Source organism: Brevibacterium senegalense, assembly GCF_000285835.1.
Classification (GTDB): domain Bacteria; phylum Actinomycetota; class Actinomycetes; order Actinomycetales; family Brevibacteriaceae; genus Brevibacterium; species Brevibacterium senegalense.
The window spans coordinates 61,611-85,337 of sequence record NZ_HE978601.1 but is presented as its reverse complement, the minus strand read 5'-3'; the positions used below and the strand labels follow the sequence as shown (position 1 = coordinate 85,337).

General features: G+C 70.0%; 24 protein-coding genes. 15 read left to right on the top strand and 9 right to left on the bottom strand.

All coding sequences use genetic code 11. The features are described 5' to 3' along the window. Position 1 precedes the first annotated feature (1 nt). Entirely contained in the window at positions 2-370 is a 369-nt protein-coding gene (locus tag HGBR_RS03525) for an ArsR/SmtB family transcription factor (RefSeq protein ID WP_026077302.1), read from the bottom strand. Between the two features lie 83 nt (positions 371-453). On the opposite strand from HGBR_RS03525, the gene arsB reads away from it, so the two are divergent. The 5 genes from arsB to HGBR_RS03500 all read left to right on the top strand — a co-directional run bounded on the left by arsB (position 454) and on the right by HGBR_RS03500 (position 5,077). Continuing rightward, positions 454-1,572, top strand: coding sequence for an ACR3 family arsenite efflux transporter (arsB, locus tag HGBR_RS03520; protein WP_019157944.1), 1,119 nt, complete (start codon positions 454-456; stop codon positions 1,570-1,572). Beyond that, entirely contained in the window at positions 1,569-1,988 is a 420-nt protein-coding gene (locus HGBR_RS03515) for an arsenate-mycothiol transferase ArsC (RefSeq protein ID WP_019157943.1), read from the top strand. Before arsB ends, HGBR_RS03515 begins: the two co-directional genes overlap by 4 nt. A gap of 25 nt (positions 1,989-2,013) precedes the next feature. After that, on the top strand, positions 2,014-2,433 hold the full coding sequence (locus HGBR_RS03510) for an arsenate reductase ArsC (RefSeq protein WP_019157942.1): 420 nt from the start codon (positions 2,014-2,016) through the stop codon (positions 2,431-2,433). 60 nt (positions 2,434-2,493) lie between these two features. Next, positions 2,494-3,837, top strand: a complete 1,344-nt coding sequence (locus HGBR_RS03505) for an NAD(P)-binding domain-containing protein (protein ID WP_019157941.1) — start codon at positions 2,494-2,496, stop codon at positions 3,835-3,837. A gap of 79 nt (positions 3,838-3,916) precedes the next feature. Then, complete coding sequence (locus tag HGBR_RS03500; protein ID WP_019157940.1) at positions 3,917-5,077, top strand: MFS transporter; 1,161 nt, start codon at positions 3,917-3,919, stop codon at positions 5,075-5,077. A gap of 85 nt (positions 5,078-5,162) precedes the next feature. Here the strand turns inward: HGBR_RS03500 and HGBR_RS03495 are convergent, their stop codons facing one another. Then, complete coding sequence (locus HGBR_RS03495; protein WP_019157939.1) at positions 5,163-5,915, bottom strand: HAD-IA family hydrolase; 753 nt, start codon at positions 5,913-5,915, stop codon at positions 5,163-5,165. Positions 5,916-6,000: 85 nt separating this feature from the next. Here HGBR_RS03495 and HGBR_RS03490 point away from each other — a divergent pair, with 85 nt between their 5' ends. Next, positions 6,001-7,851 carry an ABC-F family ATP-binding cassette domain-containing protein gene (locus tag HGBR_RS03490; protein WP_019157938.1) on the top strand — a complete coding sequence of 617 codons (1,851 nt, stop codon included), beginning with the start codon at positions 6,001-6,003 and terminating at the stop codon, positions 7,849-7,851. A 39-nt stretch (positions 7,852-7,890) separates the two neighbouring features. Here HGBR_RS03490 and HGBR_RS03485 read toward each other — a convergent pair whose 3' ends face one another. From HGBR_RS03485 to HGBR_RS03455, 6 genes are all read right to left on the bottom strand, one after another. Beyond that, on the bottom strand, positions 7,891-8,442 hold the full coding sequence (locus tag HGBR_RS03485) for a CueP family metal-binding protein (protein ID WP_019157937.1): 552 nt from the start codon (positions 8,440-8,442) through the stop codon (positions 7,891-7,893). A 246-nt stretch (positions 8,443-8,688) separates the two neighbouring features. Next, complete coding sequence (gene fni / locus HGBR_RS03480) at positions 8,689-9,903, bottom strand: type 2 isopentenyl-diphosphate Delta-isomerase (protein WP_019157936.1); 1,215 nt, start codon at positions 9,901-9,903, stop codon at positions 8,689-8,691. Next, the gene (locus HGBR_RS03475; protein ID WP_019157935.1) at positions 9,893-11,005 is read right to left on the bottom strand and encodes a phosphomevalonate kinase; all 1,113 of its coding nucleotides are present in this window, start codon (positions 11,003-11,005) and stop codon (positions 9,893-9,895) included. Before HGBR_RS03475 ends, fni begins: the two co-directional genes overlap by 11 nt. Continuing rightward, positions 11,002-11,997, bottom strand: coding sequence for a diphosphomevalonate decarboxylase (mvaD, locus tag HGBR_RS16260; RefSeq protein ID WP_019157934.1), 996 nt, complete (start codon positions 11,995-11,997; stop codon positions 11,002-11,004). Before mvaD ends, HGBR_RS03475 begins: the two co-directional genes overlap by 4 nt. Further along, the gene (gene mvk / locus HGBR_RS03465; protein WP_161601834.1) at positions 11,994-13,040 is read right to left on the bottom strand and encodes a mevalonate kinase; all 1,047 of its coding nucleotides are present in this window, start codon (positions 13,038-13,040) and stop codon (positions 11,994-11,996) included. Before mvk ends, mvaD begins: the two co-directional genes overlap by 4 nt. 327 nt (positions 13,041-13,367) lie before the next feature. Then, positions 13,368-13,958, bottom strand: a complete 591-nt coding sequence (locus tag HGBR_RS03455) for a MarR family winged helix-turn-helix transcriptional regulator (RefSeq protein WP_019157931.1) — start codon at positions 13,956-13,958, stop codon at positions 13,368-13,370. 205 nt (positions 13,959-14,163) lie between these two features. Between HGBR_RS03455 and HGBR_RS03450 the strand changes: the two genes are divergently transcribed. The 7 genes from HGBR_RS03450 (at position 14,164) to deoC (ending at position 22,282) form a co-directional block, all read left to right on the top strand. Further along, positions 14,164-15,255 (top strand): BMP family lipoprotein, encoded by a 1,092-nt coding sequence (locus HGBR_RS03450; RefSeq protein WP_019157930.1) that lies wholly within the window; start codon positions 14,164-14,166, stop codon positions 15,253-15,255. Positions 15,256-15,431: 176 nt separating this feature from the next. Further along, complete coding sequence (locus HGBR_RS03445; protein WP_019157929.1) at positions 15,432-17,003, top strand: ABC transporter ATP-binding protein; 1,572 nt, start codon at positions 15,432-15,434, stop codon at positions 17,001-17,003. Further along, positions 17,000-18,250 (top strand): ABC transporter permease, encoded by a 1,251-nt coding sequence (locus HGBR_RS03440; protein WP_019157928.1) that lies wholly within the window; start codon positions 17,000-17,002, stop codon positions 18,248-18,250. Before HGBR_RS03445 ends, HGBR_RS03440 begins: the two co-directional genes overlap by 4 nt. Beyond that, complete coding sequence (locus tag HGBR_RS03435) at positions 18,247-19,545, top strand: ABC transporter permease (RefSeq protein WP_019157927.1); 1,299 nt, start codon at positions 18,247-18,249, stop codon at positions 19,543-19,545. Before HGBR_RS03440 ends, HGBR_RS03435 begins: the two co-directional genes overlap by 4 nt. Before the next feature lie 13 nt (positions 19,546-19,558). Next, a complete protein-coding gene (locus tag HGBR_RS03430) occupies positions 19,559-19,990 on the top strand; it encodes a cytidine deaminase (protein ID WP_019157926.1) in 432 nt (143 codons plus the stop codon). A gap of 188 nt (positions 19,991-20,178) precedes the next feature. Further along, positions 20,179-21,465: a thymidine phosphorylase gene (locus HGBR_RS03425; protein WP_019157925.1), complete on the top strand. Its 1,287-nt coding sequence runs from the start codon at positions 20,179-20,181 to the stop codon at positions 21,463-21,465. Between the two features lie 97 nt (positions 21,466-21,562). Beyond that, entirely contained in the window at positions 21,563-22,282 is a 720-nt protein-coding gene (gene deoC, locus HGBR_RS03420) for a 2-deoxyribose-5-phosphate aldolase (RefSeq protein ID WP_019157924.1), read from the top strand. 73 nt (positions 22,283-22,355) lie between these two features. Here deoC and HGBR_RS03415 read toward each other — a convergent pair whose 3' ends face one another. Continuing rightward, positions 22,356-22,877 (bottom strand): hypothetical protein, encoded by a 522-nt coding sequence (locus HGBR_RS03415; protein ID WP_019157923.1) that lies wholly within the window; start codon positions 22,875-22,877, stop codon positions 22,356-22,358. Between the two features lie 174 nt (positions 22,878-23,051). Between HGBR_RS03415 and HGBR_RS03410 the strand changes: the two genes are divergently transcribed. Both HGBR_RS03410 and HGBR_RS03405 read left to right on the top strand, forming a co-directional pair. Beyond that, positions 23,052-23,246, top strand: coding sequence for a helix-turn-helix transcriptional regulator (locus HGBR_RS03410; protein WP_019157922.1), 195 nt, complete (start codon positions 23,052-23,054; stop codon positions 23,244-23,246). Beyond that, complete coding sequence (locus HGBR_RS03405) at positions 23,233-23,718, top strand: hypothetical protein (RefSeq protein WP_019157921.1); 486 nt, start codon at positions 23,233-23,235, stop codon at positions 23,716-23,718. The genes HGBR_RS03410 and HGBR_RS03405 overlap by 14 nt, the downstream gene beginning before the upstream one ends. The last annotated feature ends 9 nt before the right edge of the window (positions 23,719-23,727 follow it).

Below are 23,727 nucleotides of genomic sequence, written 5' to 3'. Positions count from 1 at the left end.
GTCAGTCCAGCGACAGGAACCGGCTGAGCTCTGCGAACGTCTCGCGCACCACGGTGTAGTGGGCCCATCTCCCGCGCTGTTCGCGGGTCAGGAGGCCTGCGTCGACGAGCTTCTTGAGATGGTGGCTGATCGTGGGTTGGCTGATGTCGAGGACGTCGATCAGGTCGCAGGCGCAGACTGAGTCGCACCCCTGGGCCACGACGTGCGAGAGGACGCGCAGCCGTGTGGGGTCGGACAGGGCCTTGAGCTTCGTCGCCATGCGGTCGGCGTCCGCGATCCCCAACGGCGTCGCGTTCATCGCGCAGCATTCTGCCGCTGCTCCGAGGTGCGATTCTCCGCTCTGCACTGGGCTGTCCACTGATGTGCTCATCACGCCAGCATACATTGACGGTCATCGATGTGTGCGTCTAGCCTGTCGCATAGACATTCATCGATACGAGGAGCTGCGCAGCGATGAGCACCAGTGCGACGACGGCCGCGCAGAGGGCCACGCCGGTGGCGAAGGAGATGTCCTTCCTGGACCGGTGGCTGCCGGTCTGGATCCTGGCGGCCATGGCCGTCGGCCTGCTGCTGGGGCGGTTCGTGCCCGGACTCGACACGGCATTGGATGCGGTGAAGATCGGCGGGATCTCGGTGCCGATCGCCCTCGGACTGCTGGTCATGATGTATCCGGTGCTGGCGAAGGTGCGCTACGACGAGATGGACCGGGTGACCGGGGACCGGAAGCTGTTGACCCTGTCGCTGTTCCTCAACTGGATCGTCGGCCCGGCCTTCATGTTCGCGCTCGCCTGGGTCTTCCTGCCTGATCTGCCGGAGTTCCGCACCGGCCTCATCATCGTGGGGCTCGCCCGCTGCATCGCGATGGTCTTCATCTGGAACGACCTGGCCTGCGGTGACCGGGAAGCGGCTGCGGTGCTCGTCGCGATCAATTCCGTCTTCCAGGTCGTGGCCTTCGGGGCGCTGGGGTGGTTCTACCTGCAGGTGCTGCCGTCGTGGCTGGGGCTGGAGACCACCTCTGCGCAGTTCTCCGTGTGGGCGATTGTGGCCTCCGTGCTGGTCTTCCTCGGGATTCCCCTCGTGGCCGGCTTCCTCACCCGCGTGCTGGGGGAGAAGACCAAGGGTCGGCACTGGTATGAGGAGACGTTCCTGCCGAGGATCGGTCCGTGGGCGCTCTACGGACTGCTGTTCACCATCGTCCTGCTGTTCGCGATGCAGGGGGAAGCGATCACATCGCAACCGCTGGACGTGGCGCGGATGGCCGTGCCGCTGCTCCTGTACTTCGTGCTCATGTTCGCCCTCAGCCTGTTCGCCTCGAAGGCGGTGGGACTGAACTACGCGAAGTCGACCAGCGTGGCCTTCACCGCGTCGGGCAACAACTTCGAGCTGGCCATCGCGGTGGCGATCGGCACCTTCGGCATCACGTCCGGCCAAGCACTGGCGGGCGTCGTCGGCCCGTTGATCGAAGTCCCCGTCCTCGTCGGCCTCGTCTACCTCGCGCTCTGGCTGGGCCCCAGGCTCTTCCGCAACGACCCGACCGTCCCGAACCGATCCGTCCCAGGAGACCACTCATGACCGGCAAGCCCAGCGTCTTGTTCGTCTGCGTCAAGAACGGGGGCAAGTCACAGATGGCCGCTGCTCTCCTGCGCCACCGCGCCGGCGGCGCGGTCGAGGTGCATTCGGCCGGGACCCACCCCGGCGACTCGCTCAACCAGCAGTCGGTCCAGGTGCTCGCCGAGTCGGTCGCCGAGGTGGCGGGGGAACGACCCAAGCCGATCGATCCGGAGCTGCTGCGCCGGGCCAACCGGGTCATCGTGCTCGGACAGGAGGCACACGTCGAGGCGGTCGAGGGAATGACGGCCACGATCGAGACGTGGGCGACCGACGAGCCCTCCGAGCGCGGGATCGACGGACTCGAGCGGATGCGCCTCGTGCGTGACGACATCGACGCCCGCGTCCGGGCCCTGCACGACGAACTCCGCACCCGCTGACCACCACCTGATCGGAAGACATCCCATGGCCTCTTCACCGAAGCCCAGTGTCCTGTTCGTCTGCGTCCACAACGCCGGCCGCTCCCAGATGGCAGCCGGATTCCTCACCGCACTGGCCGGGGACCGGATCGAGGTCCGCTCGGCCGGCTCCGAACCCGCCGACCAGATCAATCCGGTCGCTGTCGAAGCGATGGCAGAGGAGGACATCGACATCACCGCAATGTCCCCGAAGGTGCTGACCACCGAGGCCGTGAGGGCCTCCGATGTCGTGATCACCATGGGCTGCGGAGACGCCTGCCCGATCTTCCCCGGCAAGCGCTACGAGGATTGGGAACTGGCCGACCCGGCCGGCAAGGGCATCGACGACGTCCGCGAGGTCCGCGACGACATCAAAGCCCGCATCCAGCAGCTCATCTCCGAACTGATCCCGGCTCCCTCGAACTGAGGCGACGACCTCATCGCCATCAGACCGCCGGCCACACCCCCCTACTCCAGGAGTCCCTCCATGCGTGACATCACTCGTGACCACCAGGACCTGCCCGTCGTCATCATCGGCGCCGGCCCCGTCGGGCTGGCCGCCGCGGCCCATGTCCGTGAATGGGGACTCACCGCCCTGGTCCTCGAAGCCGGAGACACTGTCGCGGCAGCGATCCGCGAGTGGGGTCACACGCGGCTGTTCTCGCCGTGGCGCTACAACATCGACGCAGCAGCCAGGCGCCTGCTGGAGGCCACCGGGTGGCAGGAGCCGGACCTCGAGGAGCTGCCCACCGGCCACGAACTCGTCGATGAATATCTGGCTCCGCTGGCGGCCGCACTGGGCGACGTCGTCCGCACCGGCGTCCGGGTCGTCGCGGTCTCCCGCCAGGACATGGACAAGACACGGGGTCATAACCGCGCTACCACTCCCTTCCTCGTTCGCGTCGCCCGGACGGACGGGTCATTCGACGACCTGCCGGCCCGCAGCGTCATCGACGCGTCCGGCACCTGGGCACAGCACAACCCGCTGGGCCGGTCAGGTCTGCCGGCCCCCGGAGAGACCGAGGCCGCGGCGAGCGGCCTCATCACGCAGCCGCTGCCGGCCGTCACCGGTGCTGATCGCGAGCGATTCGCCGGCCGTCACATCCTCGTGGTCGGTGCCGGACATTCCGCGGCGAACACCCTGCTCGATCTGGCGGATCTGGCGCGGGAGGTTCCGCAGACCCGGATCAGCTGGGCGGTCCGCTCCGCAGACGTCTCACGTGTCTACGGTGGAGAGGATCGCGACGAGCTCGCCGCACGCGGAGCGCTGGGGTCCCGCCTGCGGGCACTCGTTGAATCCGAAGTCGTCGATGTCCACACATCGTTCACGATCACAGGCTTCGAAGCAGCCGGGGGCCGCCTGCGAGTCCTCGCAAACGGGACCACCGGGTCCGAAGAGTTGACCGTCGACCTGTTGGTGCCCGCCACCGGCTTCCGACCCGACCTGTCGATGCTGACCGAGTTGCGCCTCGAACTCGATCCTGCCGTTGAGGCTCCCCGTCGGCTGGGACCGCTCATCGACCCGGAGTTCCATTCCTGCGGCAGCGTCGAGCCTCACGGCGAAAGCGTCCTGTCCCACCCTGATGCGGGCTTCTACATCGTGGGGATGAAGAGCTACGGTCGGGCGCCCACGTTCCTCATGGCCACCGGCTATGAGCAGGTCCGCTCCATCGCCGCAGCACTGGCCGGCGACCGTGCCGCCGCGGACGAGGTGCATCTCGACCTGCCGGAGACCGGTGTGTGCAGCACCGACCTGGGCGGATCGTGTGACGCGCCGGTGGAGCCCCAGCTGGTGACAGTCGGCGCACCTGCGCCCACCTCGTGCTGCTGAGACTGGCGGTCATGGCCATGACCACCCAGACTCCACCCCTGGACGCCCGGGTCCTCCAGGGCTCGACGTGGACTCGTCCATGACCGACCGGCCCCGTGGTGGTCTCGTCGCGCTCTGCATCGCCGAGACCACCAGCTGGGGACTGCTGTACTACTCACTGCCCGTCGCGGTGGCGCCCATCTCCCAGGACACGGGGTGGAGCCACACCGCGATCACAGCCGCTCTGTCCGTGGGGCTGCTCGTCTCCGCGGTCGCCGGAGTGAGAGTCGGCAGGATCCTGGACACGCAAGGTCCGCGCACGGTCATGACCCTGGGAGCAGTGGTCGGGGTGCTCTCCCTGGTGCTCGTCGCGTGGTCCCCGAACCTGCCGATGTTCTACGCCGCCTGGCTGGTGGCCGGGTTCGCCCAATCCGCAGTCCTCTATCCTCCTGCGTTCGCGGTCATCACCCGCTGGTACGGCGCGCGACGGGTCGTCCCCCTGACGACGCTGACCCTCGTCGCGGGGTTGGCCTCCACGATCTTCGCTCCCATCGTCGCCTCCCTCATCGATCAGGTGGGGTGGCGGACCGGCTACCTCATCATGGCCGGCATCCTCGCAGTCGTGACCGTGCCGCTGCACGCCTTCTTCCTCAACCGGTCGTGGTCGGACGCAGTGGAGCGCTCCGTCCGCAGATCGAAGTCCCAGGTCCGCTCCATCACCCGCAGTCCGCGCTTCGTCATCCTGCAGATCACCATGGCGCTGGCGACCTTCACTCTCTTCGCGGTCACGATCAACATCATCCCCGTCCTCCTCGAACGAGGGATCTCGTACAGCGTCGCCGCCGTCTCGCTGGGTCTCATCGGTGCCGGACAGGTGATCGGCCGCATCGGCTACTCGAGGCTGGTCTCCCTCACCGCCGTGCACACCCGCACTGCACTCCTCTTCGGCCTTGGTGCGATCGGGATCTGGCTGCTGGCGTACGTCCCGGGTCCCGCCGCCGTCCTCATCGCCATCGCCGTCGTGCTGGGCGCAGTCCGCGGTTGCCACACGCTGCTGCAGGCCACGGCGGTGTCGGACCGGTGGGGCACGCAGGACTTCGGGACGATCAACGGAGTCTTCACCGCGCCGATGACCGCTGTCGGTGCCTTGGCCCCCGTCTCCGGACCCGCGCTCGCCGGCGTGCTCGGCAGCTACTCCGCGATGGCGGTCGTCATGGCCGTGATGCTGACTGCTGCGGCCTTCGCCGCGACGCGTTCCTGAGCAATGCTCGGGAGCGCGACGACCAGGAAGGTGAAGAGGCGGCTGCGCCAACAGGGGTGCAGGGCCCGGCGGCGCGACTCCTGCCTCACTCGAACGCCCCCTGCACCGCGTGCGCGAAGGCGAGCAGGCTCGGGTACTCCGCGTCCGGCGTGACGGAGGTCCCGGGATCCGGGGTCGCGCCCCAGCCGGGTCGGTCGTGCCGACGGTTGATCCAGACTCCCGGCAGACCGGCGTCGCGCGCAGGCACGTGGTCGTGGAAGAGGGACTGGGCGACGTGCAACAGACGTCCGGTGTGACCGCGCTGCTCGGCCAGCTGAGCCAGTGCCCGGAAGTTCGCGGGATTCGGCTTGTACGAGCCGATGTCCTCCGCGGTGAGGATGTCGTCGAACTCGATCTGCAACCGCCGGTTCGAGGCAGCGAATCCGGCGCGGTCCACGTTCGACAGGATGATGAGCCGGTAGTGCCGCTTGAGGATCGCCAGCGCCTCCACGGAGTCCTCGAAGGCTGGCCACGCCGGGACGGAACCGCCCAGGTCAGCCGCCTCGGCCTCGGTGACGGGGTGTCCCAGCACCGTCCCGGTGCGGCGGAACGCCTCGCGGAGGGCATCCGGGTAGGGGAGCGAGGGGTACTCGCGCAGGACGGCCGCCTCGTTCGCCGCGTACGCGACGAGGACGTCCTCATCCGTGAGCGAGGGATCATGGCGGCGGGCCCACGGTCCGATGACGGCGGCGATCCCCGCCTCCCAGTCGATGAGGGTGCCATAGCAGTCGAAGCTCAGGGCATCGTAGGCGGTGAGATCCAGGGTGCCGGTGTCCGGTGCGGCGTGGTCCGGGTGCATGTCACCACACTAGGTGACGCGCGCCACGTCCGTCCCGGCGAGTAGGCTGGGGGACGCCCTCACGCCCATTCCCGGAAGGACCCCTGTGCACCTGCTCGGCGCAGAGACGATCAGCCTCAGCTACCCCAACCGCACCATCCTCGACGGGGTGACGATCGGGATCGACGCGGGTGACCGGATCGGGATCGTGGGCCGCAACGGCGACGGCAAGTCGACGCTGCTGACGATCCTCGCGGGCATCCGCGAACCGGACTCCGGCCGCGTGACTCGCCGCCGTGACGTGACGACCGGCTATCTGCACCAGACGGATGACTTCGCGCCCGGCTCCACGATCCGCGCCGCCGTCGTCGGCGATGCCGCGGACCACGAGTGGGCCGCCGTCCCGCGCATCCGCGATGTCATGTCCGGCCTCCTGGGCGACCTCGATCTTGACCAGACCGTCGACGGGCTGTCCGGTGGACAGCGCCGCCGCGTCGCGCTTGCCGCGCTGCTGGCCGGCGACCACGACGTCCTCTTCCTCGATGAGCCCACGAACCACCTGGACGTCGAGGGCATCGCGTGGCTCGCCCGCCACCTGAAGAACCGGTGGCCCGCCGGGCAGGGCGCGTTCCTCGTCGTCACCCACGACCGGTGGTTCCTCGATGAGGTGACGACGCAGACGTGGGAGGTCCACGACGGCACCGTCGACCAGTACGAGGGCGGCTACGCGGCCTACGTTCTCCAGCGCGTCGAGCGCCGCCGGCTGGCGGACCAGGCGGAGGCGAAGCGGCAGAACCTCATGCGCAAGGAGCTCGCGTGGCTGCGCCGCGGCGCACCGGCGCGCACCTCGAAGCCCAAGTTCCGCATCGACGCGGCGAACGCACTCATCGCAGACGTCCCGCCGGTCCGCAACACGACCGAGCTCGTGGGCATGGCCACCACGCGCCTGGGCAAGGACGTCTTCGAGCTCACCGGCGTGGGCGTCGACTACCCGGGCACGACCGTCCTCGACGACGTCGACTGGATCCTGGGCCCGGGCGACCGCGTGGGCATCCTGGGCCGCAACGGCGCGGGCAAGTCGACGCTCGCGGGACTGCTGACCGGCGATGTCGAGCCCACCCGCGGCCGCGTCAAGCGGGGCAAGACCGTCGTCGTCGCGGTGCTCGACCAGCAGCTGCGCGACTTGGAGCCCGTCATGGGCGAGTTCGTCCGCGAGCTGCTGGGTCGGAAGAAGACGGAGTACCGCACCGCCGGGGGAGACCTCACGCCCGGACAGCTCGCGGAGAAGCTGGGCCTGGGCGACGTGCTGGCGAACCGCGTCCAGGACCTGTCCGGCGGTCAGCGCCGGCGCCTCCAGTTCCTCCTCACCCTCCTCGACGAGCCCAACGTCCTCATCCTCGACGAGCCCACGAACGACATGGATACGGACATGCTCGCCGCGATGGAGGACCTCCTCGACACGTGGGCCGGCACCCTCCTCGTCATCTCCCACGACCGCTACTTCATGGAGCGCGTCACCGATGACCAGTTCGCCGTCCGGAACGCCGGCCTGCGGCACCTGCCCGGCGGCATCGACGAGTACCTGCGCCTGTCGGCACAGCAGGACACGGATGACGCCGCGCGTGCGGCTGCCGGTCCCGCTGGGAGCAGGAACGCCGCCGCCGAGGACGCGGCGGGCTCCGCAGGATCCGGCACCTCGGGTGCGGGAGGCCCCACGGCCTCGGCGGGTGGTCCGACCGGTGCGGAGCGCCGGGCCGCGCAGAAGGAACTGTCCGCCGTCGAGCGGCGAATGGGGAAGCTGCAGTCCTCGATCGAGAAGGTCCACGCGCGGATGGCCGACCACGACCAGAGCGATTTCGAGGGGCTGGCCGCGCTCACCCAGGAGCAGCAGGGGCACGAGGCGGAGCTTGCGGAGCTCGAGGAGCGTTGGCTGGAGCTCTCCGACACCCTCGAATGACGGCAGCGGCTGGACCGCGATCCGCCCCTGAACCCCGTGTCAGACCAGGCGCATCGCGGTCAGGCATGTCTGCGCATCGTCACCGACGGTCGAGAGTGCCGACGTGGCGGTCCGACCGTCGTGGGTGATCGAGATCGACGTCTCGGTGCCGCGGGGCAGCCAGATCCCGACGAAGCCGTTGTCCAGGGTCCTCGTGTCCTCGTCGACGATCACCTCACCGGTTGCCGTGTCCGTCACCGTGATGGCCACGTCTGCGTTGCGCAGCTCGCCCAGGCATCCGGTGGGGCTGTGGTAGTAGCAGTCGTGGGTCTGCGACTGGTACGGGGCTGCGGAGACGTAGATCTCGTCGCTGGGCATCGGCACCTCGGCCGTGCGCCCGTGCTGATCGGTGAGCGTAAGCGTCTGTGCGGTGATCGACGTGGTCACCGTCTCTGTGCGCTTGGACAACGGCATCGCATCGAGCGTCTCGACCAGCTCACGCACGTCGAGGCCGTCAAGGCCGTGCTCGGCGAGGATCGCGGTGTCGCCGGCCGGGGCTGTTGAGAGTGAGTCGTCGGCGGTCATGCATCCGGCGAGCAGGAGAGCACCCATCACGACGGTGATCGTGACGGTCCTCTTCGCACCGCGACCTAGCAATGACCTGACGCTTCTCATAGGATTCCCTGCCGTGGCTGCCCGATATGACCATCGGCCACGGTACCCCATCGGGGTCGTGCCCTGCCCGGACGGCCCGTCGCACCGGTGGGCGCCACGGACGCAGCTGCGAGTCTCAGGGCTGCCCCCGGAGCGGGGCATCAGCACCGCGCTGCCAGATGCGTCCCCGCGGGGACGCAACGGTCACGACGGGCGGGACTCGGAGCGGCGGGCGAGGGCGGCCAGGTCGACGCCGCGGGACTCGCAGAAATCTCGAAGGCGGCCGCGGACGATGAGGTCCGTCGTGCGCAGATCGTCGCGAGTCTGCGCACCCAGGAGAGCAGCGATCCCGCGGTAGCGGGCCTTCCACGTCCCGACCAGCTCGATGAGGCGAGCCGCGCCCGCATCGGTGCGGGCGGCCTCGGCGGCGGTGCCCGTGGGCAGATCAGCGGAACTGTCCGCGCCCAGCACGGACACGAACGACCCGGCCACGCCCACCGCGTGGGCGCCGGCGGCCAGAGCCTTGACGACGTCGTAGGGGTTGCGGACTCCGCCGGAGGCCAGCAGCGCGGGCCGCTTGGCGGGCGCGTCCAGCAGGCATGCGAGTGCCGACTGCCCGAACCCGGCCAGCATGCCGTAACCGCCGTCCGCGGTGCGGGCGTTCTCGATCTGCAGGAAATCCGTGCCGCCGCGGCCGCTCACGTCTGCCAGCGCGACGCCCATCTCGTGCAGGCGGGTGAGGGTGCGGCGGCTGAGGCCGAACCCCACCTCCTTGACGAGGACGGGGACGGGGGAGGCCTCGACGAGCTCCTCGACGGAGGCGAGCCAGGACGAGAAGTCGCGCGATCCCTCCGGCATCGCCGTCTCCTGCACCGCATTCACGTGGACCTGCAGCGCGTCCGCGCCCAGCAGTTCGACGGCGCGCGGTGCATCGTCCGCGGGCCTGCCCACACCCAGGTTCGCCAGGACGAAGCCGTCCGGATTCTCCTCGCGGATCACCGTGAAGCCCGGTGCCGTCGCAGGCTCGTCCAGCGCGACGGACACGGACCCGCAAGCCATGGGCATGCCGGTCTCCCGCGCCGCGATCGCCAGCTGCCGGTTGACGCGCGCCGTGCGCTCCGTCCCCCCGGTCATGCCATTGACGTAGAACGGCGTCTCCCAGTCCCAGTGCCCCGCCGCGTGCTGAGGACCGGCGGCGAACGGCACCCGCACCCGCAGGTCGACGAGGTCCGCGTCGATCCCGTCCAGCGCGTGGTGGACGAGGTCGAGGTCGTCGAACTCGTTCTGCCTGCGCAGATCGCCGTGCTGGGTCAGCGCCAGGTCGAGGTGCTCGTCCTTGCGTGCCGCGCGCGAGGGGTCCGGTGTCGCGGGGTCGGGCGTCGTGGGACCCGCGGCGTCGACGGGGCGCTCAGAAGTCATCGGCGTCTCCCGCGACCGGATGCACGCGGAGGTCCAGCGGGAGGATGCCCGCCTCCTGCCAGCCGTGCAGGATGGGATCCGTCGGACGGTCCCTGCGGGCCAGCACGATGCCGCAGTCGCCGCCGCCGGCACCGGAGGGCTTGCCCGCCGCTCCGTGCTCCTCCGCGACGTCGCACAGCGTGCGCAGCTGGTCGGTCTCGATGAGGACGCCGGAGGAGGCACTGAGGCGCTGGAGGTGACCGCGCGCCCGGGTGATGACGGGCAGTGCGTCCGCGCCCCCGCGGGCGAACGCCGCCACGAGCTCGTCCACGCACGCCCGGCTGTCCGCGGCGAATGTGCTGTAGGGGACCAGCGCGCGGCGCTGGTCCGGGGTGCGGCTCTCGCCGGTCGCGCGCACCTGCTCGACGAGGCGCTCCGTGGACGCGGGCGACCCGGTCCAGCCCACCAGGAGCAGCAGGTCGTCCGGGTGGGGCACGTGCGAGACACCGCTGCCGGCCCACTGGGCGGAGTCGTCCATCGTCGCGACAACGCCGTGCTGCGCGCGATGAGCGCGCAGCCGTGCTCGATCGGGGGAGCAGTAGAGGACCCAGCCGCCGAAGGTGCTGGCCGCCAGATCACCGCCGGACGCGTTGGGCGCGACCTCGATCGTCGCGAGCAGCGCCAGCTTGAACCGCTCCGTCGTCGTGAGGCCCAGGTCGTAGAACCGGTCGAGCGCCTCGATGACCGCGACCGTCACGGCGGCGGACGAGCCGAGGCCGAACTTCCGGCCGCTCGCATCGTTGAGCTCCGACCCGATGTCGAGGTCGAAGTAGCGCGGGGCCAGCCCGCGCGCGGACCGCAGCTCCTCGACCGCGGTGATCGCGGCGAAGACGTAGTCGTACGGCTGGTGCTCCAGCACGATCTGGTCGCTGGCGGTGTCGCGGACCCACTCGAGCGGCGTCTGTCCGTACGCGCTCGACCGGACGCGGCCCACGGAGGACCCCTCGCTCAGGCGCACCGTGATGTACCGGTCGACCGCCGCCAGCACGGCGGCTCCGCCGGGCTCCACGACGGCGTACTCGCCGGTGATGTAGAGCTTGCCGGGTGCGCGCGTCTCGATCACGCGGGAGCCTCCGACAGTCCGGCCCGGGCGGCCTCGGCGTCCGTCAGCAGGGCTGCGCCCGCACCGGGGCCCACGAGGCGGGCGGGACCGAACTCGGCGAGTGCGTCGCGCAGGTCCTCCGCCTGCTCGGGGCGGACGATGACGGCGATGTTGGGGCCGGCGTCCGCCGTCGCGTACGCCTCGAGACCCTCGCCGCGCAGCGCCTGCACGGCGTCGAAGATCGCAATCGACTGCGGCGCCAGATAGCGGATGGGCGGCTCGCACGACTGGATGAGCGCGTGCATGCGCAGCGCGTGCGACTCCGTGATCTCACCGATCCGAGTGAAGTCGCTGGCCGCGCAGGCGTCGACCATCTGCGCGAGCGACTCCTCCGTCGAGGAGATCCACGCGGGGTAGTACGGGGACGTCGCGGCGGTCCGGCGCATCGCCTCCCGGCTGGAGACGGCCTTCTGCGCGGTCGACACGGTCACGATGACCATCCGCATGTCCGGCGCGTCGACGGCTTCCGCGAATGAGGACGCGTCGTCGTGACCGGCGTGCCACTGGGCGATGCCGGGGATGATGCTGCGGGCGGCGGAGCCGGACCCGCGCCGGGCCAGCCGGCTGAGCGACGGGGCATCCAGCTTCAGGCCGTAGGCGCGCGAGGCCGCCAGCGCCAGAGCCGCGAACCCGGCCGCGGAGGAGGCGAGGCCGGCCCCCGTGGGCGCCTCGTTCGTCGAGTCGACGACCGCATGCGCCGAGGCCCCGGCCAGGTCCCGCACGTGGTCCAGGAACCGTGTGACCCGGTGCGCGGCCTCGCCTGCGACCTCGTCCCCGCCCAGGCGGAAGGAGTCCTGACCCTCATCCGTCAGTGTCACGGTCGTCGTCGTGGCGAACGCGTCGAGGGTGAGGGATAGGCTGCCCGCGACGGGGAGGATCAGGTCCTCGTCCCTCTTGCCCCAGTACTTCACGAGGGCGATGTTGGGGAACGCGCGCGCTGCGGCGGTGGTCATGCTGAGGGAACCTCCACGGTCCAGGTGTGCTGGGCCCCCGCGCGGCGCATGGCGTCGCCCAGGGCGTCGGCGTGGGCGGTGTCCCGGGCGACCGCGATGACGCAGCCGCCCAGACCGCCGCCGGTCAGTTTGGCGCCGGGCGAACCGGCGCGGTGGGCCGCATCGACGATCGCGTCGAGCTGATCGGAGCTCACACCCACCCGATGCAGGATATCGTGCGCCTCCCGCATGCGGGAGCCCACGGCCTCGACGGCGCCGGACTCCAGATCCGCGATCGCACCCTCCGCGATCTGCGCCAGGCGGTTCAGCAGGGCGTCGGTCTCCTGCGGCGCCTGTTCGCGCCGGCGGCTGACCCCGCCCACGGCCTGGGTCGTGGAGCCGGACGAACCGGAGTCCGCGACGGTCAGGAGCAGGGGTGCGCCCAGCGCGATCGGCTGTGCGTCGCCGCGGTCGAAGCGGATGGGGACGGGGGAGGTGACGGTCCGCGCGTCGATGCCGCTGGGGTTGCCGTGCGCGGCGCGCTCCGAGGTCTGGACGAGCGAGAACAGAGCGTCCGGGTCCAGCGTGCGCTCCGCCGCGTCGTGGACCGCGCGCGCGATGGCCGCCGCGACCGCCGCGCTGGAGCCCAGCCCGCGCTCGTGCGGGATCGTGCTGCGGATCCGCAGGTTGAGGGAGGGGATCAGACGCGGGTCGATCGGGGTGGCACGGTCGTCCGGCTCCAGTCCGCGGATCCGTGCGTTCGCCGCCAGCAGCGCGGTCAGCACCGGGCGCAGGCGTTCGGGAGCGGTGTCCAGAGGTCCGGTGAACAGGTCGCTGTCGAGCATCCCCGGGCCCGAGGACGGGGTGACGGTCGCGAGCGTCTCCAGCTCGTGGATCGGGATCGCGATCGCGGGAGCGCCGTAGACGACGGCGTGCTCGCCCAGCAGGATCGACTTCGCGTGGGCGGCCCCGCGTCCGGTGCGACTGAGCACGGGACCGGAGGCGGCCTCGGGAGTACCGGCAGCGGAGGCGGACGGTGCGTCCGGACGGCTGCGTGGATTCATGGGGATCGATTCGGTCGGTGCGGCACCGCAGTGCGATGCCGACGGCGGGCGGTCGAGTCTGGTGGACGGATTCGCGCCGGCCGAACCCGAGACGGGGTCACGGCAGGAGAACCGGGTCGCTTCGCAAGTGTAATCCGACGGGACGGTTGAGGACCGGGCCAGGCGGTGTGACATCGACAGCGTGCGCGGAGACGATGGGATGTCGTGCCGTGTGCGGAGGCATCGGCGCGACGGCGCAGGGGATGAGTGGTGCCGGAGACGGAGAGGGCGCCGGTCAACGCGGATGCGGCGACCGGCGCCCGGGTGCCGCGGGGCGGCACAGGCGACTCAGACGGCCGCGTTGGCCTGCTGGGTGAGTGCGGCGCGACCCTGAGTGGCGCTGCGCAGGTTCTCGCCGGACTTCTCGAAGTCCGCGACCGTCCGGTCCGCGGCGTCCGTGAGGGACTGCACGAGCGAGATGTGGGCGGTGAGGGACGCGTCGTCGGCGGTGCCGAACTGGGCCTCGACCTGGCCGGAGAGGTGGACGTAGAAGTCCGCGATCAGCTGAGCGGACTTGTCCGTGTGGTAGATCGAGATGCGGCGGCGGTCCGCGGAATCGCGCTCGCGGACCAGGTAGCCGGAGCGCACCAGGCGCTCGAGGATCGAGGTGAGGGTCGAGGCGGACAGCGACAGCTGGCGGGCGATGTAGCCGGGTGTCGCCGTCTCGTCGTCCTCGCCCAGCGAGACGACCGACTGCACCACGTTGAAGTCGATGAGGTTGAGCCCGTGGGTGTGGGCGAACTGGGCGGCCGCGGTGCGGGCCGCCATCATCTGCACCTGGGACGCGTGGATCAGCTCTGCGATCTTGGCGCGGGGGCTGACGGTGGGCGTGCGCGTCTGCACGGACGAGAGGTGGGCGGTGAGGTGTTCAGGAAGCATGGGTGCGAGTGTAGAACACAACGATTGTGTTTCAATTCGTATTCTCTTGGAGTTCGTGAGATGAATGTGCGATGAACCTGTGAAGATGGTCCGCGACAAGACGGAATCGCCGGCGGTGGTGTCGACTCGGGCGCGCGCACGCGTGCGCGGGAGGGCATGACGGATGCGGCGGGCGTCGCGGGACTCCTGGAAAGAGAGTAGGCAAGTGAAGCGGAAGAATCTCGCATCGGCGACTGCGCTGGTGGCGGCGAGCGTCCTGGCGCTCAGTGCATGTGGCGAAGCACCGGAGGAGTCGGGCTCCGGCGGCGGCGAGGCTGAGGGTGCGGACTACAAGGCCTGCATCGTCTCCGACGCCGGTGGCTGGGAGGACAAGTCCTTCAACGAGTCCGCCGCGCGCGGTCTCGAGCAGGCGGTCGAGGACCTGGGCATCGAGGAGGCGCGTGCGGAATCGCAGAGCGACTCCGACTTCGCGCCCAACGTCGACAGCATGGTCGCGCAGGGCTGCAACATCACGATGGGTGTGGGCTTCCTGCTGGAGAGCGCCCTGCACGAGGCGGCGGAGGCCAACCCGGACCTGCACTTCGGCATCGTCGACTCGACCTTCTCCGATGCGGACGGCAACGTCGCAGAGCTGGAGAACGGCAAGCCGATCATCTTCAACACCGCAGAGGCCTCGTTCCTGGCCGGTTACCTGGCGGCGGGCATGACGGAGACGGGCACGGTCGCCACGTTCGGCGGCATCCAGATCCCGTCCGTCACGATCTTCATGGACGGCTTCGTCGACGGCGTCGAGCAGTACAACGAGGACAACGACGAGGACGTCACGGCGCTGGGCTGGAACAAGGACGACCAGGAGGGCTCGTTCTCCGGCGACTTCGACAACCAGAGCCAGGGCCAGGCGCTCACGGAGCAGTTCATCTCGCAGGACGCGGACATCATCATGCCGGTCGCGGGCCCCGTGGGACTGGGTGCGGCCTCGGCCGCGCAGGAGGCCGAGGGCACGAAGATCATCTGGGTCGACTCCGACGGCTACGAGTCCACGGACTACGGCGACATCGTGCTCACCTCCGTCATGAAGCAGATCGCCAACGCGGTCGAGGACACCATCGCCGAGGACGTGAACGGCAACTTCTCCGCAGAGCCCTACGTGGGCACCCTGGAGAACGAGGGCGTGGGCCTGGCCCCGTACCACGACTTCGAGGGCGACGTCCCCGCGGAGCTGGACGAGCGCATCCAGGAGCTGCGCGAGCAGATCATCTCCGGCGAGCTGACGGTCGAGAGCCCCAGCACGCCCTGATCGTCTGATCGGACTCCGGACGGGTCCCGGCGACCTCCCGCTCCGCGCGTCAGTCTTCGTCTAGGCTGAGTGCGCGGTCGCGCGGCAGGAGCCGGGACCCGTCCGCGTCCCTCGACGCGGCGGACCTGCCCCACCGGGCGGGCCGCTGTCCCATCCGCACGGAGGAGAACCCCCACGTGAAACTCGAGCTCCGAGGGATCACCAAGCGCTTCGGCACCTTCACCGCCAACGACTCGATCGACCTGGTCGTCGAGCCGGGAGAGATCCACGCCCTGCTGGGCGAGAACGGCGCGGGCAAGTCGACGCTCATGAACACCCTGTACGGCCTGTACGCGCCGGACGAGGGCGAGATCCTCATCGACGACCGGCCCACCACGTTCAGCGGTCCCGGCGACGCGGTCGCAGCCGGAATCGGCATGGTCCACCAGCACTTCATGCTGGTGCCCGTCTTCACGGTCGCGGAATCGGTGGCACTGGGGTACGAGCCCACGAAGGGCGGCTCGCTCCTGGACTTGGGCCAGGCCCGGCAGAAGGTGCGCGACATCTCCGCGCGCTTCGGCTTCCACATCGACCCGGACGCGGTCATCGAGGACCTCCCGGTGGGCGCGCAGCAGCGCGTCGAGATCATCAAGGCGCTGTCCCGCGACGCGAAGATCCTCATCCTGGACGAGCCCACCGCCGTGCTCACCCCCCAGGAGACGGACGAGCTCATCGAGATCATGCGCCAGCTCAAGTCCGAGGGCACCTCGATCGTCTTCATCACGCACAAGCTGCGCGAGGTCCGTGCGATCGCGGACGGCATCACCGTCATCCGCCGCGGCAAGGTCGTGGGTGAGGCCTCACCGGAGTCCAGCGAATCGGAGCTGGCGGGCCTCATGGTGGGCCGCGATGTCCACCTCACGACGGACAAGAAGCCGGCCGACCCGGGCGACGCGACCCTCCTCATCAAAGACCTCACCGTCGTCGACCGCGTCGAGCAGGTCGTCGTCGACGATGTGAACCTGGAGGTGCGCCGCGGCGAGATCCTGGCGATCGCCGGTGTCGACGGCAACGGCCAGTCCGAGCTCGCGGAAGCGATCATCGGCCTCGTGGAGCCGCGCGCCGGTTCGATCAGCCTCGACGGTACGGACCTGGCCGGCCTGACGGTCAAGCAGCGCCTGCTCCGGGGCATCGGATTCGTGCCGGAGGACCGGTCGACCGACGGCGTCATCGCGTCCTTCACGATCCAGGAGAACATGATCCTGGACCTCTACGACCAGGAGCCCTACGCGAAGGGACTCCAGCTGCAGCCCGCGGTCATCCGTGAGGAAGCGGGCAAGAGGGTGGCCGAGTACGACATCCGCCTCACCTCGATCGACGACCCGATCTCCACCCTGTCCGGAGGCAACCAGCAGAAGGTGGTGCTGTCCCGCGAGCTGGGGCGCCCGCTGCGGCTGCTGGTCGCCAGCCAGCCCACGCGCGGACTGGACGTGGGCTCGATCGAGTTCGTGCACAAGCGGATCATCGCGGAGCGCGACTCCGGCACACCGTGCGTCATCGTGTCAACGGAGCTGGATGAGGCGCTCAACCTGGCCGACCGCATCGCCGTCATGTACCGCGGTCGTGTCGTGGGCATCGTGCCCGCGGACACGCCGCGCGACGTGCTGGGCCTCATGATGGCGGGTGTGCCTCAGGACGAGGCACTGGCCCGCGTCGAGGACGGCTCCGCCGCCACGGAGATCTCAGCCGCAGAGGAGGACCCGGCATGACAGAGACGAGCCCCACGGGGCAGACCGTCCCCGCGGCACCCGTCGCCGCGAGCGGAGAGGGGATCGGGTCGGGGACGCCGCAAGCCCCCCGGCCCACGCTCCTGCGCGACATCATGTCCGGCTCGTGGCTGGTCTCGGTCCTGTCCATCGCGGTGGGCCTGCTGGCCGGAGCGGTGCTCATCGCGGCCGCGGACCCGGACGTGCAGGCCACCCTGTCGTACTTCTTCTCCCGGCCGGCGGACTTCTTCGTCGCCATCTGGCAGACGGTGTCGGAGGCCTACCTGGCGCTGTTCCGCGGTGCGGTCTTCGACTGGCAGGCGCAGTCGGTGCAGCGGGCGATCCGTCCGCTCACGGAATCACTGGTCGCCTCCACCCCGCTGATCCTCGCGGGTCTGGGCATCGCCCTGGGCTTCCGCTCCGGCCTCTTCAACATCGGTGGTCAGGGTCAGGTCATCCTGGGCGCGATCTTCGCCGGATTCTTCGGCTACTTCCTCACCCTGCCGGCGGGGGTCCACATGATCATCGCCGTGCTGGCGGGCATCGTGGGCGGTGCGATCTGGGGCGGCATCGCCGGTTACCTCAAGGCGCGCACCGGTGCGAACGAGGTGATCGTCACGATCATGCTCAACTCGATCGCCGGCTACCTCATCGCTTACCTGCTCAAGCAGGCGTGGTTCCGGCAGACGGATTCCGGCAACCCGCAGTCGCGGAACGTCGATGACGCCGCCTCGCTGTTCCCGCTGCTGCCGGATCCGTTCCGCCTCAACGCCGGGTTCCTCCTCGCCGTGCTCGCGACGATCTTCGTGTGGTGGCTGCTGGAGCGGTCGACCCTGGGCTTCGAGTTCCGCGCGGTGGGGGAGAACCCGCACGCCGCACGGACCGCGGGCATCTCCGTGGGTCGCGTGACGCTCATCGTCATGATGATCGCCGGTGCGCTCGCGGGTCTCGCGGGTGCCGCGCAGGTCCTGGGCACGGAGCAGCGCCTCACGATGGGGATCGGCGGCTCCCTGGGCTTCGACGCGATCACCGTGGCCCTGCTGGGCCGCTCCCGGCCCGTGGGCACGTTCCTGGCCGGCCTGCTGTTCGGAGCCTTCAAGGCCGGCGGCTACACGATGCAGGCGCAGACGGGCACACCCATCGACATCATCCTCGTCGTCCAGTCCGTCATCGTCCTCCTCATCGCGGCGCCGCCCCTGGTCCGCGCGATCTTCAGACTGCCCGCACCGGTTGGGAAGGGAGCCCGATGAGCACCTCGACGCAGACCCCAGCACCAGGCACCAGGCTGGACGGCGCGGCCCTGCGCTCGCCGATCGACTGGAAGTACCCCATCGTCTACGGCGTGCTCGCGCTGCTGACGCTCGTCTTCATGGGCCTCCTGGGCGGCTCGTCCGGCAAGAGCACCACGTTCTCCTTCGCCGCGGGCACGGACCTCTTCAGCATCCCGCCGCTCACCGTCGCCTCGCAGCCCACTGTGATCGCGGCCGGCATCGTGCTGGTCGCGATGGCGGCGATCGCGACGTGGCTCGCGACGAAGCGGGAGAGCCCGGGGATCTGGTTCCCCGTCGTCTTCGGCGTCCTGTTCCTGGCGGCCTTCCTCACGTGGGCGGGCGCGGACACGGGGCGCATCCCCATCACGCCCCTGCTGGCGGGCGCACTCGCACTGTCCGTGCCCCTCATCTTCGGCGCGATGTGCGGTCTGGTGGGCGAGCGGTCCGGCATCATCAACATCGCGATCGAGGGGCAGCTGCTGGCCGGCGCGTTCCTGGCCGCGGTCGTCGCGTCCGCGCTCAAGAACCCGTACGCGGGACTGGTGGCGGCACCCATCGCGGGTGCGGTCGTCGCGGTCATCCTCACGTTCTTCGCGATCCGGTACTGGGTCGACCAGATCATCATCGGCGTGGTCCTCAACGTGCTGGTCGTGGGCTTCACGAACTTCATGTTCTCGACCGTCCTGACGCAGAACCCGGAGATGTGGAACGCGCGGCAGCAGCTGCCCGTCCTGCCCATCCCGCTGCTGGGGGACATCCCGGTGCTGGGACCGGTCCTGTTCCGGCAGTCGATCCTCGTCTACCTCATGTACATCGTCGTGGCGGTGCTCTACGTGGCGCTCTTCCACTCGAAGTGGGGCCTGCGCACCCGCGCGATCGGTGAGCACCCCAAGGCCGCGGACACGGTGGGCATCCCCGTCAACCGCAACCGCGTCATCAACACGCTCATCGCCGGTGGCATCGCGGGCCTGGGCGGCGCCTTCTTCACGGTGGGATCCGGACTGGCGTTCGGCAAGGAGATGTCCGCGGGACAGGGCTTCATCGCGCTGGCGGCGATGATCCTGGGCAAGTGGAACCCCGTGGGCGCGGTCTTCGCCGCCCTGCTGTTCGGGTTCGCCCGGAACCTGGGCAACACGCTGTCGACCATGGGCACGCCGGTGCCCAGCGACCTGCTGCTCATGCTCCCGTACATCGTGACGATCTTCGCCGTGGCCGGATTCGTCGGCACGGTGCGGGCGCCCGCCGCGAACGGCAAGGCCTATGCCAAGCAGTGAGGTGGACGCTCACGTGAGCGGCGACCACGGCCTCGGCGATGGTCCTGCCGTGCCCGGCCACACGGTGACGTGGCAGGATCTGCGCGATCTCGCCGCGGAGGCGATGCGGCACGCATACGCGCCGTACTCCACGTACCCGGTGGGGGTGGCGGCGCTCGTGGACGACGGGCGGACGGTGACCGGCTGCAATGTGGAGAACGCGTCGTACGGACTGGGCCTGTGCGCGGAGTGTGGGCTGGTCTCCGAGTTGGCACGCACCGGCGGCGGCAGGCTCGTCGCGTTCACGTGCGTCGACGGCGCCGGTGGGAAACTGGTCCCGTGCGGGCGCTGCCGGCAGCTGCTCTTCGAGTTCGGTGGACCGGACCTGCTGCTGGACATGCCCGGCGGGATCCAGCCGCTGTCGCAGGTGCTGCCGGACGCGTTCGGCCCGGACCACCTGCGGTGACGGGCCCCGACCTCGAGCGGTGACCCCCGAACTCCTGCGGAGGCACGGAGTCGCCACCTGCACGGACGCTTCCCGGGCGACTGCCGTCGGACACGATCCGGACACAGCCTGCGCTCACGCGTCCACAGCCTGGTGACGTGCTCGGAGAGGGCATACAGTGACGGACAAGCACGACTGGGAGGACGATCATGGCTGAGCGCTTCGATGCAGTGGACATCATCCGGGCCAAGCGCGACGGCGGGACGCTGTCGCTCGAGCAGATCACCTGGGTGATCGACGCCTACGCCCGCGGCGAGGTGGGCGACGAGCAGATGGCCGCGCTGGCCATGGCGATCTACCTGCGCGGCATGGACTCTGCGGAGATCCGCCAGTGGACGCGTGCGATGGTGAACTCGGGCGACCGGATGGACTTCAGCGGCCTGTCGCAGCCCACGGTCGACAAGCACTCCACCGGCGGTGTGGGCGACAAGATCACGCTGCCGCTGGTGCCGCTCGTCGCGGCCTTCGGCGTCGCGGTGCCGCAGCTGTCCGGGCGCGGACTGGGCCACACGGGCGGGACGCTCGACAAGCTCGAATCCATCCCCGGATGGAAGGCCGACCTCACGAACGACCAGGTCCTGGCGCAGTTGCGGGAGGTGGGCGGCGTCATCTGCGCCGCCGGCAGCGGCCTGGCACCGGCGGACAAGAAGCTCTACGCGCTGCGCGACGTGACCGGCACGGTCGATTCGATCCCGCTCATCGCGTCCTCGATCATGTCGAAGAAGATCGCGGAGGGCACCGGGTCGCTGGTGCTGGACGTCAAGGTGGGCTCCGGCGCGTTCATGCGCAGCATCCCGGATGCGCAGAAGCTCGCGAAGACGATGGTCGAGCTGGGCAACACCGCGGGCGTCAAGACCCGCGCGCTGCTGACGGACATGTCCGCACCGCTGGGGAAGACCGTGGGCAACGCGCTGGAGGTCCGCGAGTCCGTCGAGGTGCTGGCCGGCGGCGGTCCGCGCGACGTCGTGGAGCTGACGGTCGCGCTGGCCCGGGAGATGCTGGAGAGTGCGGGCGTGACCGGCGTGGACGTCGCCGCAGCGCTCAAGGACGGCCGCGCGATGGACAAGTGGCGCGCCATGATCCAGGCACAGGGCGGCGATCCGGACGCGACGCTGCCGGTGGCCAAGGAGAAGACCTACATCCGCGCCCAGCGGTCCGGCTTCATCACGGAGATGGACGCGCTGCGGGTGGGCTACGCCTCGTGGCGCCTGGGTGCGGGCCGTGCCTTCCAGGGAGCTCCCGTCATGCAGACGGCCGGCATCGAGATCAACAAGTGCGTGGGCGAGGCGATCGAGGAGGGGGAGCCGTTGTTCACCCTCCACACGGACGAGCCGGAGCGCTTCGAGCGCGCGGCCGACATGCTGGACGGTGCAGTCTCGATCGACGGGAACGCTGCGCAGAGCCGCGCGTCTGTCATCCTGGACCGCGTGCACTGAGTCGGTGGCGCGGGCCCCGCAGTCCGCAGTCCGATCCGCCGTCCGACGTGCCGCCGTCAGCCCGGCCCCAGCCCCACCGTCCCGAGGAGGACTCCCCATGACCGCTCTCACCGCTGAAACCCTGGTCGCCCACGTCGACCACACTCTGCTCAAGCCGGAGGCCGCGACCGCGGACTTCGACTCCCTCGTCGCGCACGCGCAGTCGATGGGTGTGCTGGCCGTGTGCGTGTCGCCGTCGGCCCTGCCGCTCACGGACACCGGGGACCTGGTCGTCGCGACGGTCTGCGGGTTCCCCTCCGGTGCGGTCAAGAGCGAGGTCAAGGCCGCCGAGGCCGCCCGCGCCGTCGCGGACGGCGCCCGCGAGGTCGACATGGTCGTGAACCTGGGCCTCATCAAGGACGGTGCCTGGGATGTCGTCGAGGACGACATCCGCGGCGTCGTGGGTGCCGTGGCCGGTGCCGCTCGTGACCTGGGTCTGCCGGAGGCGGACGGGCCCGAGGCCGCCGTCACCGGGGCCGCCATCGTCAAGGTGATCCTCGAGTCCGCTGCACTGACCGACGAGGAGATCGTCGAGGCCTGCCGCCGGGCGGAGGCCGCCGGGGCGCACTACGTCAAGACGTCGACGGGCTTCCACCCCGCCGGCGGTGCCAGCGCCCAGGCCGTCGCGCTCATGCGACAGACGGTGGGGGATCGGCTGGGGGTCAAGGCCTCCGGCGGGATCCGCTCGCTCGAGGCGGCGCAGCAGATGCTGGACGCGGGGGCGTCGCGGCTGGGTCTGTCGGGGACGCAGGCGATCCTCGACCAGATCGCCGGCTGAGGCCCGGCGGCGCGGGGCGGGGCTCCGGCGCCGGTCGACTCACCTGCGACGGTGGGTCGCCCGGCGCGCGGCATCACCGCATCGCGAGGCTGAAGCCCGCGGCGGCCAGCGCGCCGAAGACGATGCCCCAGAGGACGATCCCGATCGTCTGCCACACGAGGACGCTGCCGCGCGAGGCGCCGAAGCCCACCAGCGTCGGAGCGGTGATCTGGCTGGGCAGGGCCCACTGGCCCAGGAGGCTGACGCCGGGCACGCCGTAGCGGTCGAAGAGCCTGCGGATGCGGTCCTTGCCTCGTCCACTCGTCCGAGCCTCGTCGGGGTCCTGCGTCCAGCCGTCCGCGGTGCCCTCGCTCTGGGCCGCGCTGCGCGCCGTGGCCCTCTCCCGGATCGACGACGCGATCGAGACGGTCGCGGCCACGGTGAGCACGTTCCCGACGACGGCGGCCAGGATCGCGATGGGGACGGGGACGCCGATCGCCACGCCCAGGACCGAGCCGCCGTAGCCCTCGACGAAGGGGATCGCGCCCACGAGCATGATCGCGAGCCACTGGAGGGCGGCGGGGAAGGAGTCGGCGAAGGTCTGCAGGGATTCCATGAGAGGTCCTCGTTCCTGTGGAGCGGGTCGTGGTCCACGGTGTCGTCAGCGGGTGAGTCCAGTGGCGCCGTGACGTCCGTTCCGCCTGCATCCCGGGGGAGGCGACGGTGTCAAGTGTGCTTGACAGGACAAGCGTGCTTTACATGTCCGCGGCTTGTCAAGTACGCTTGACACATGGACAGTCGGATCCGTGAACTGCGGATGGAGGGCGGCCTGTCGCAGCAGGCACTCGCCACCCAGGTGGGGGTCTCCCGGCAGACGATCAACGCCCTGGAGAAGGGACGATACGATCCGTCGCTCAAGCTGGCCGTGCATCTGGCCCGCTTCTTCGGGACGACGGTGGAGGAGGTCTTCGATGTCGACTCGTGATCCCAGGCCCTCGGTCGATGCGTCCTCGGGCGGCGCGGGTCGCCGCAACGGAGGTCGCGGTGCGGGTCTGAGCGCGTTACGCGTCTCACCCACGAATGCCGTCTTCTCGCTGCTGTTCGCGGTGGCGGGCGTCCTGTTCTGGGTCTATGACACGTGGCTGACCGGACTCGTCTTCCTGGTGGCCGCGGTCGCGCAGTACGGCATGGCGCTCATGGCGCGGCGCGGCCGTGGAGTGTCCGACCTCTGGCGAGCCAGTGCGTTCGAGCCCGGAGACGAGCGGGACCGTGCGATCCTCCTGCGATCAGCAGCGCTGGTCGGCTACGTCGTAGGCGTCGGCAGCATGGTCCTGTTCCTGTTCGTCCTGCTGCTGTTCCAGGAGCAGAGGGTGCTGCTGTGGTACCTGGCCGGGCAGACGATCGTCGTGAACGCGTTCTGGGGCGCCGCGATCCTCGTCATGACTCGTCGCGGCTGACGTTCCGCT

Coding starts and splice junctions, on each gene's coding strand:
- HGBR_RS03525 (WP_026077302.1), bottom strand. CDS start 370: ATGAGCACATCAGTGGACAGCCCAGTGCAGAGCGGAGAATCGCACCTC.
- arsB (WP_019157944.1), top strand. CDS start 454: ATGAGCACCAGTGCGACGACGGCCGCGCAGAGGGCCACGCCGGTGGCG.
- HGBR_RS03515 (WP_019157943.1), top strand. CDS start 1,569: ATGACCGGCAAGCCCAGCGTCTTGTTCGTCTGCGTCAAGAACGGGGGC.
- HGBR_RS03510 (WP_019157942.1), top strand. CDS start 2,014: ATGGCCTCTTCACCGAAGCCCAGTGTCCTGTTCGTCTGCGTCCACAAC.
- HGBR_RS03505 (WP_019157941.1), top strand. CDS start 2,494: ATGCGTGACATCACTCGTGACCACCAGGACCTGCCCGTCGTCATCATC.
- HGBR_RS03500 (WP_019157940.1), top strand. CDS start 3,917: ATGACCGACCGGCCCCGTGGTGGTCTCGTCGCGCTCTGCATCGCCGAG.
- HGBR_RS03495 (WP_019157939.1), bottom strand. CDS start 5,915: ATGCACCCGGACCACGCCGCACCGGACACCGGCACCCTGGATCTCACC.
- HGBR_RS03485 (WP_019157937.1), bottom strand. CDS start 8,442: ATGGGTGCTCTCCTGCTCGCCGGATGCATGACCGCCGACGACTCACTC.
- fni (WP_019157936.1), bottom strand. CDS start 9,903: ATGACTTCTGAGCGCCCCGTCGACGCCGCGGGTCCCACGACGCCCGAC.
- mvaD (WP_019157934.1), bottom strand. CDS start 11,997: ATGACCACCGCCGCAGCGCGCGCGTTCCCCAACATCGCCCTCGTGAAG.
- mvk (WP_161601834.1), bottom strand. CDS start 13,040: ATGAATCCACGCAGCCGTCCGGACGCACCGTCCGCCTCCGCTGCCGGT.
- HGBR_RS03455 (WP_019157931.1), bottom strand. CDS start 13,958: ATGCTTCCTGAACACCTCACCGCCCACCTCTCGTCCGTGCAGACGCGC.
- HGBR_RS03440 (WP_019157928.1), top strand. CDS start 17,000: ATGACAGAGACGAGCCCCACGGGGCAGACCGTCCCCGCGGCACCCGTC.
- HGBR_RS03435 (WP_019157927.1), top strand. CDS start 18,247: ATGAGCACCTCGACGCAGACCCCAGCACCAGGCACCAGGCTGGACGGC.
- HGBR_RS03425 (WP_019157925.1), top strand. CDS start 20,179: ATGGCTGAGCGCTTCGATGCAGTGGACATCATCCGGGCCAAGCGCGAC.
- deoC (WP_019157924.1), top strand. CDS start 21,563: ATGACCGCTCTCACCGCTGAAACCCTGGTCGCCCACGTCGACCACACT.
- HGBR_RS03415 (WP_019157923.1), bottom strand. CDS start 22,877: ATGGAATCCCTGCAGACCTTCGCCGACTCCTTCCCCGCCGCCCTCCAG.
- HGBR_RS03410 (WP_019157922.1), top strand. CDS start 23,052: ATGGACAGTCGGATCCGTGAACTGCGGATGGAGGGCGGCCTGTCGCAG.
- HGBR_RS03405 (WP_019157921.1), top strand. CDS start 23,233: ATGTCGACTCGTGATCCCAGGCCCTCGGTCGATGCGTCCTCGGGCGGC.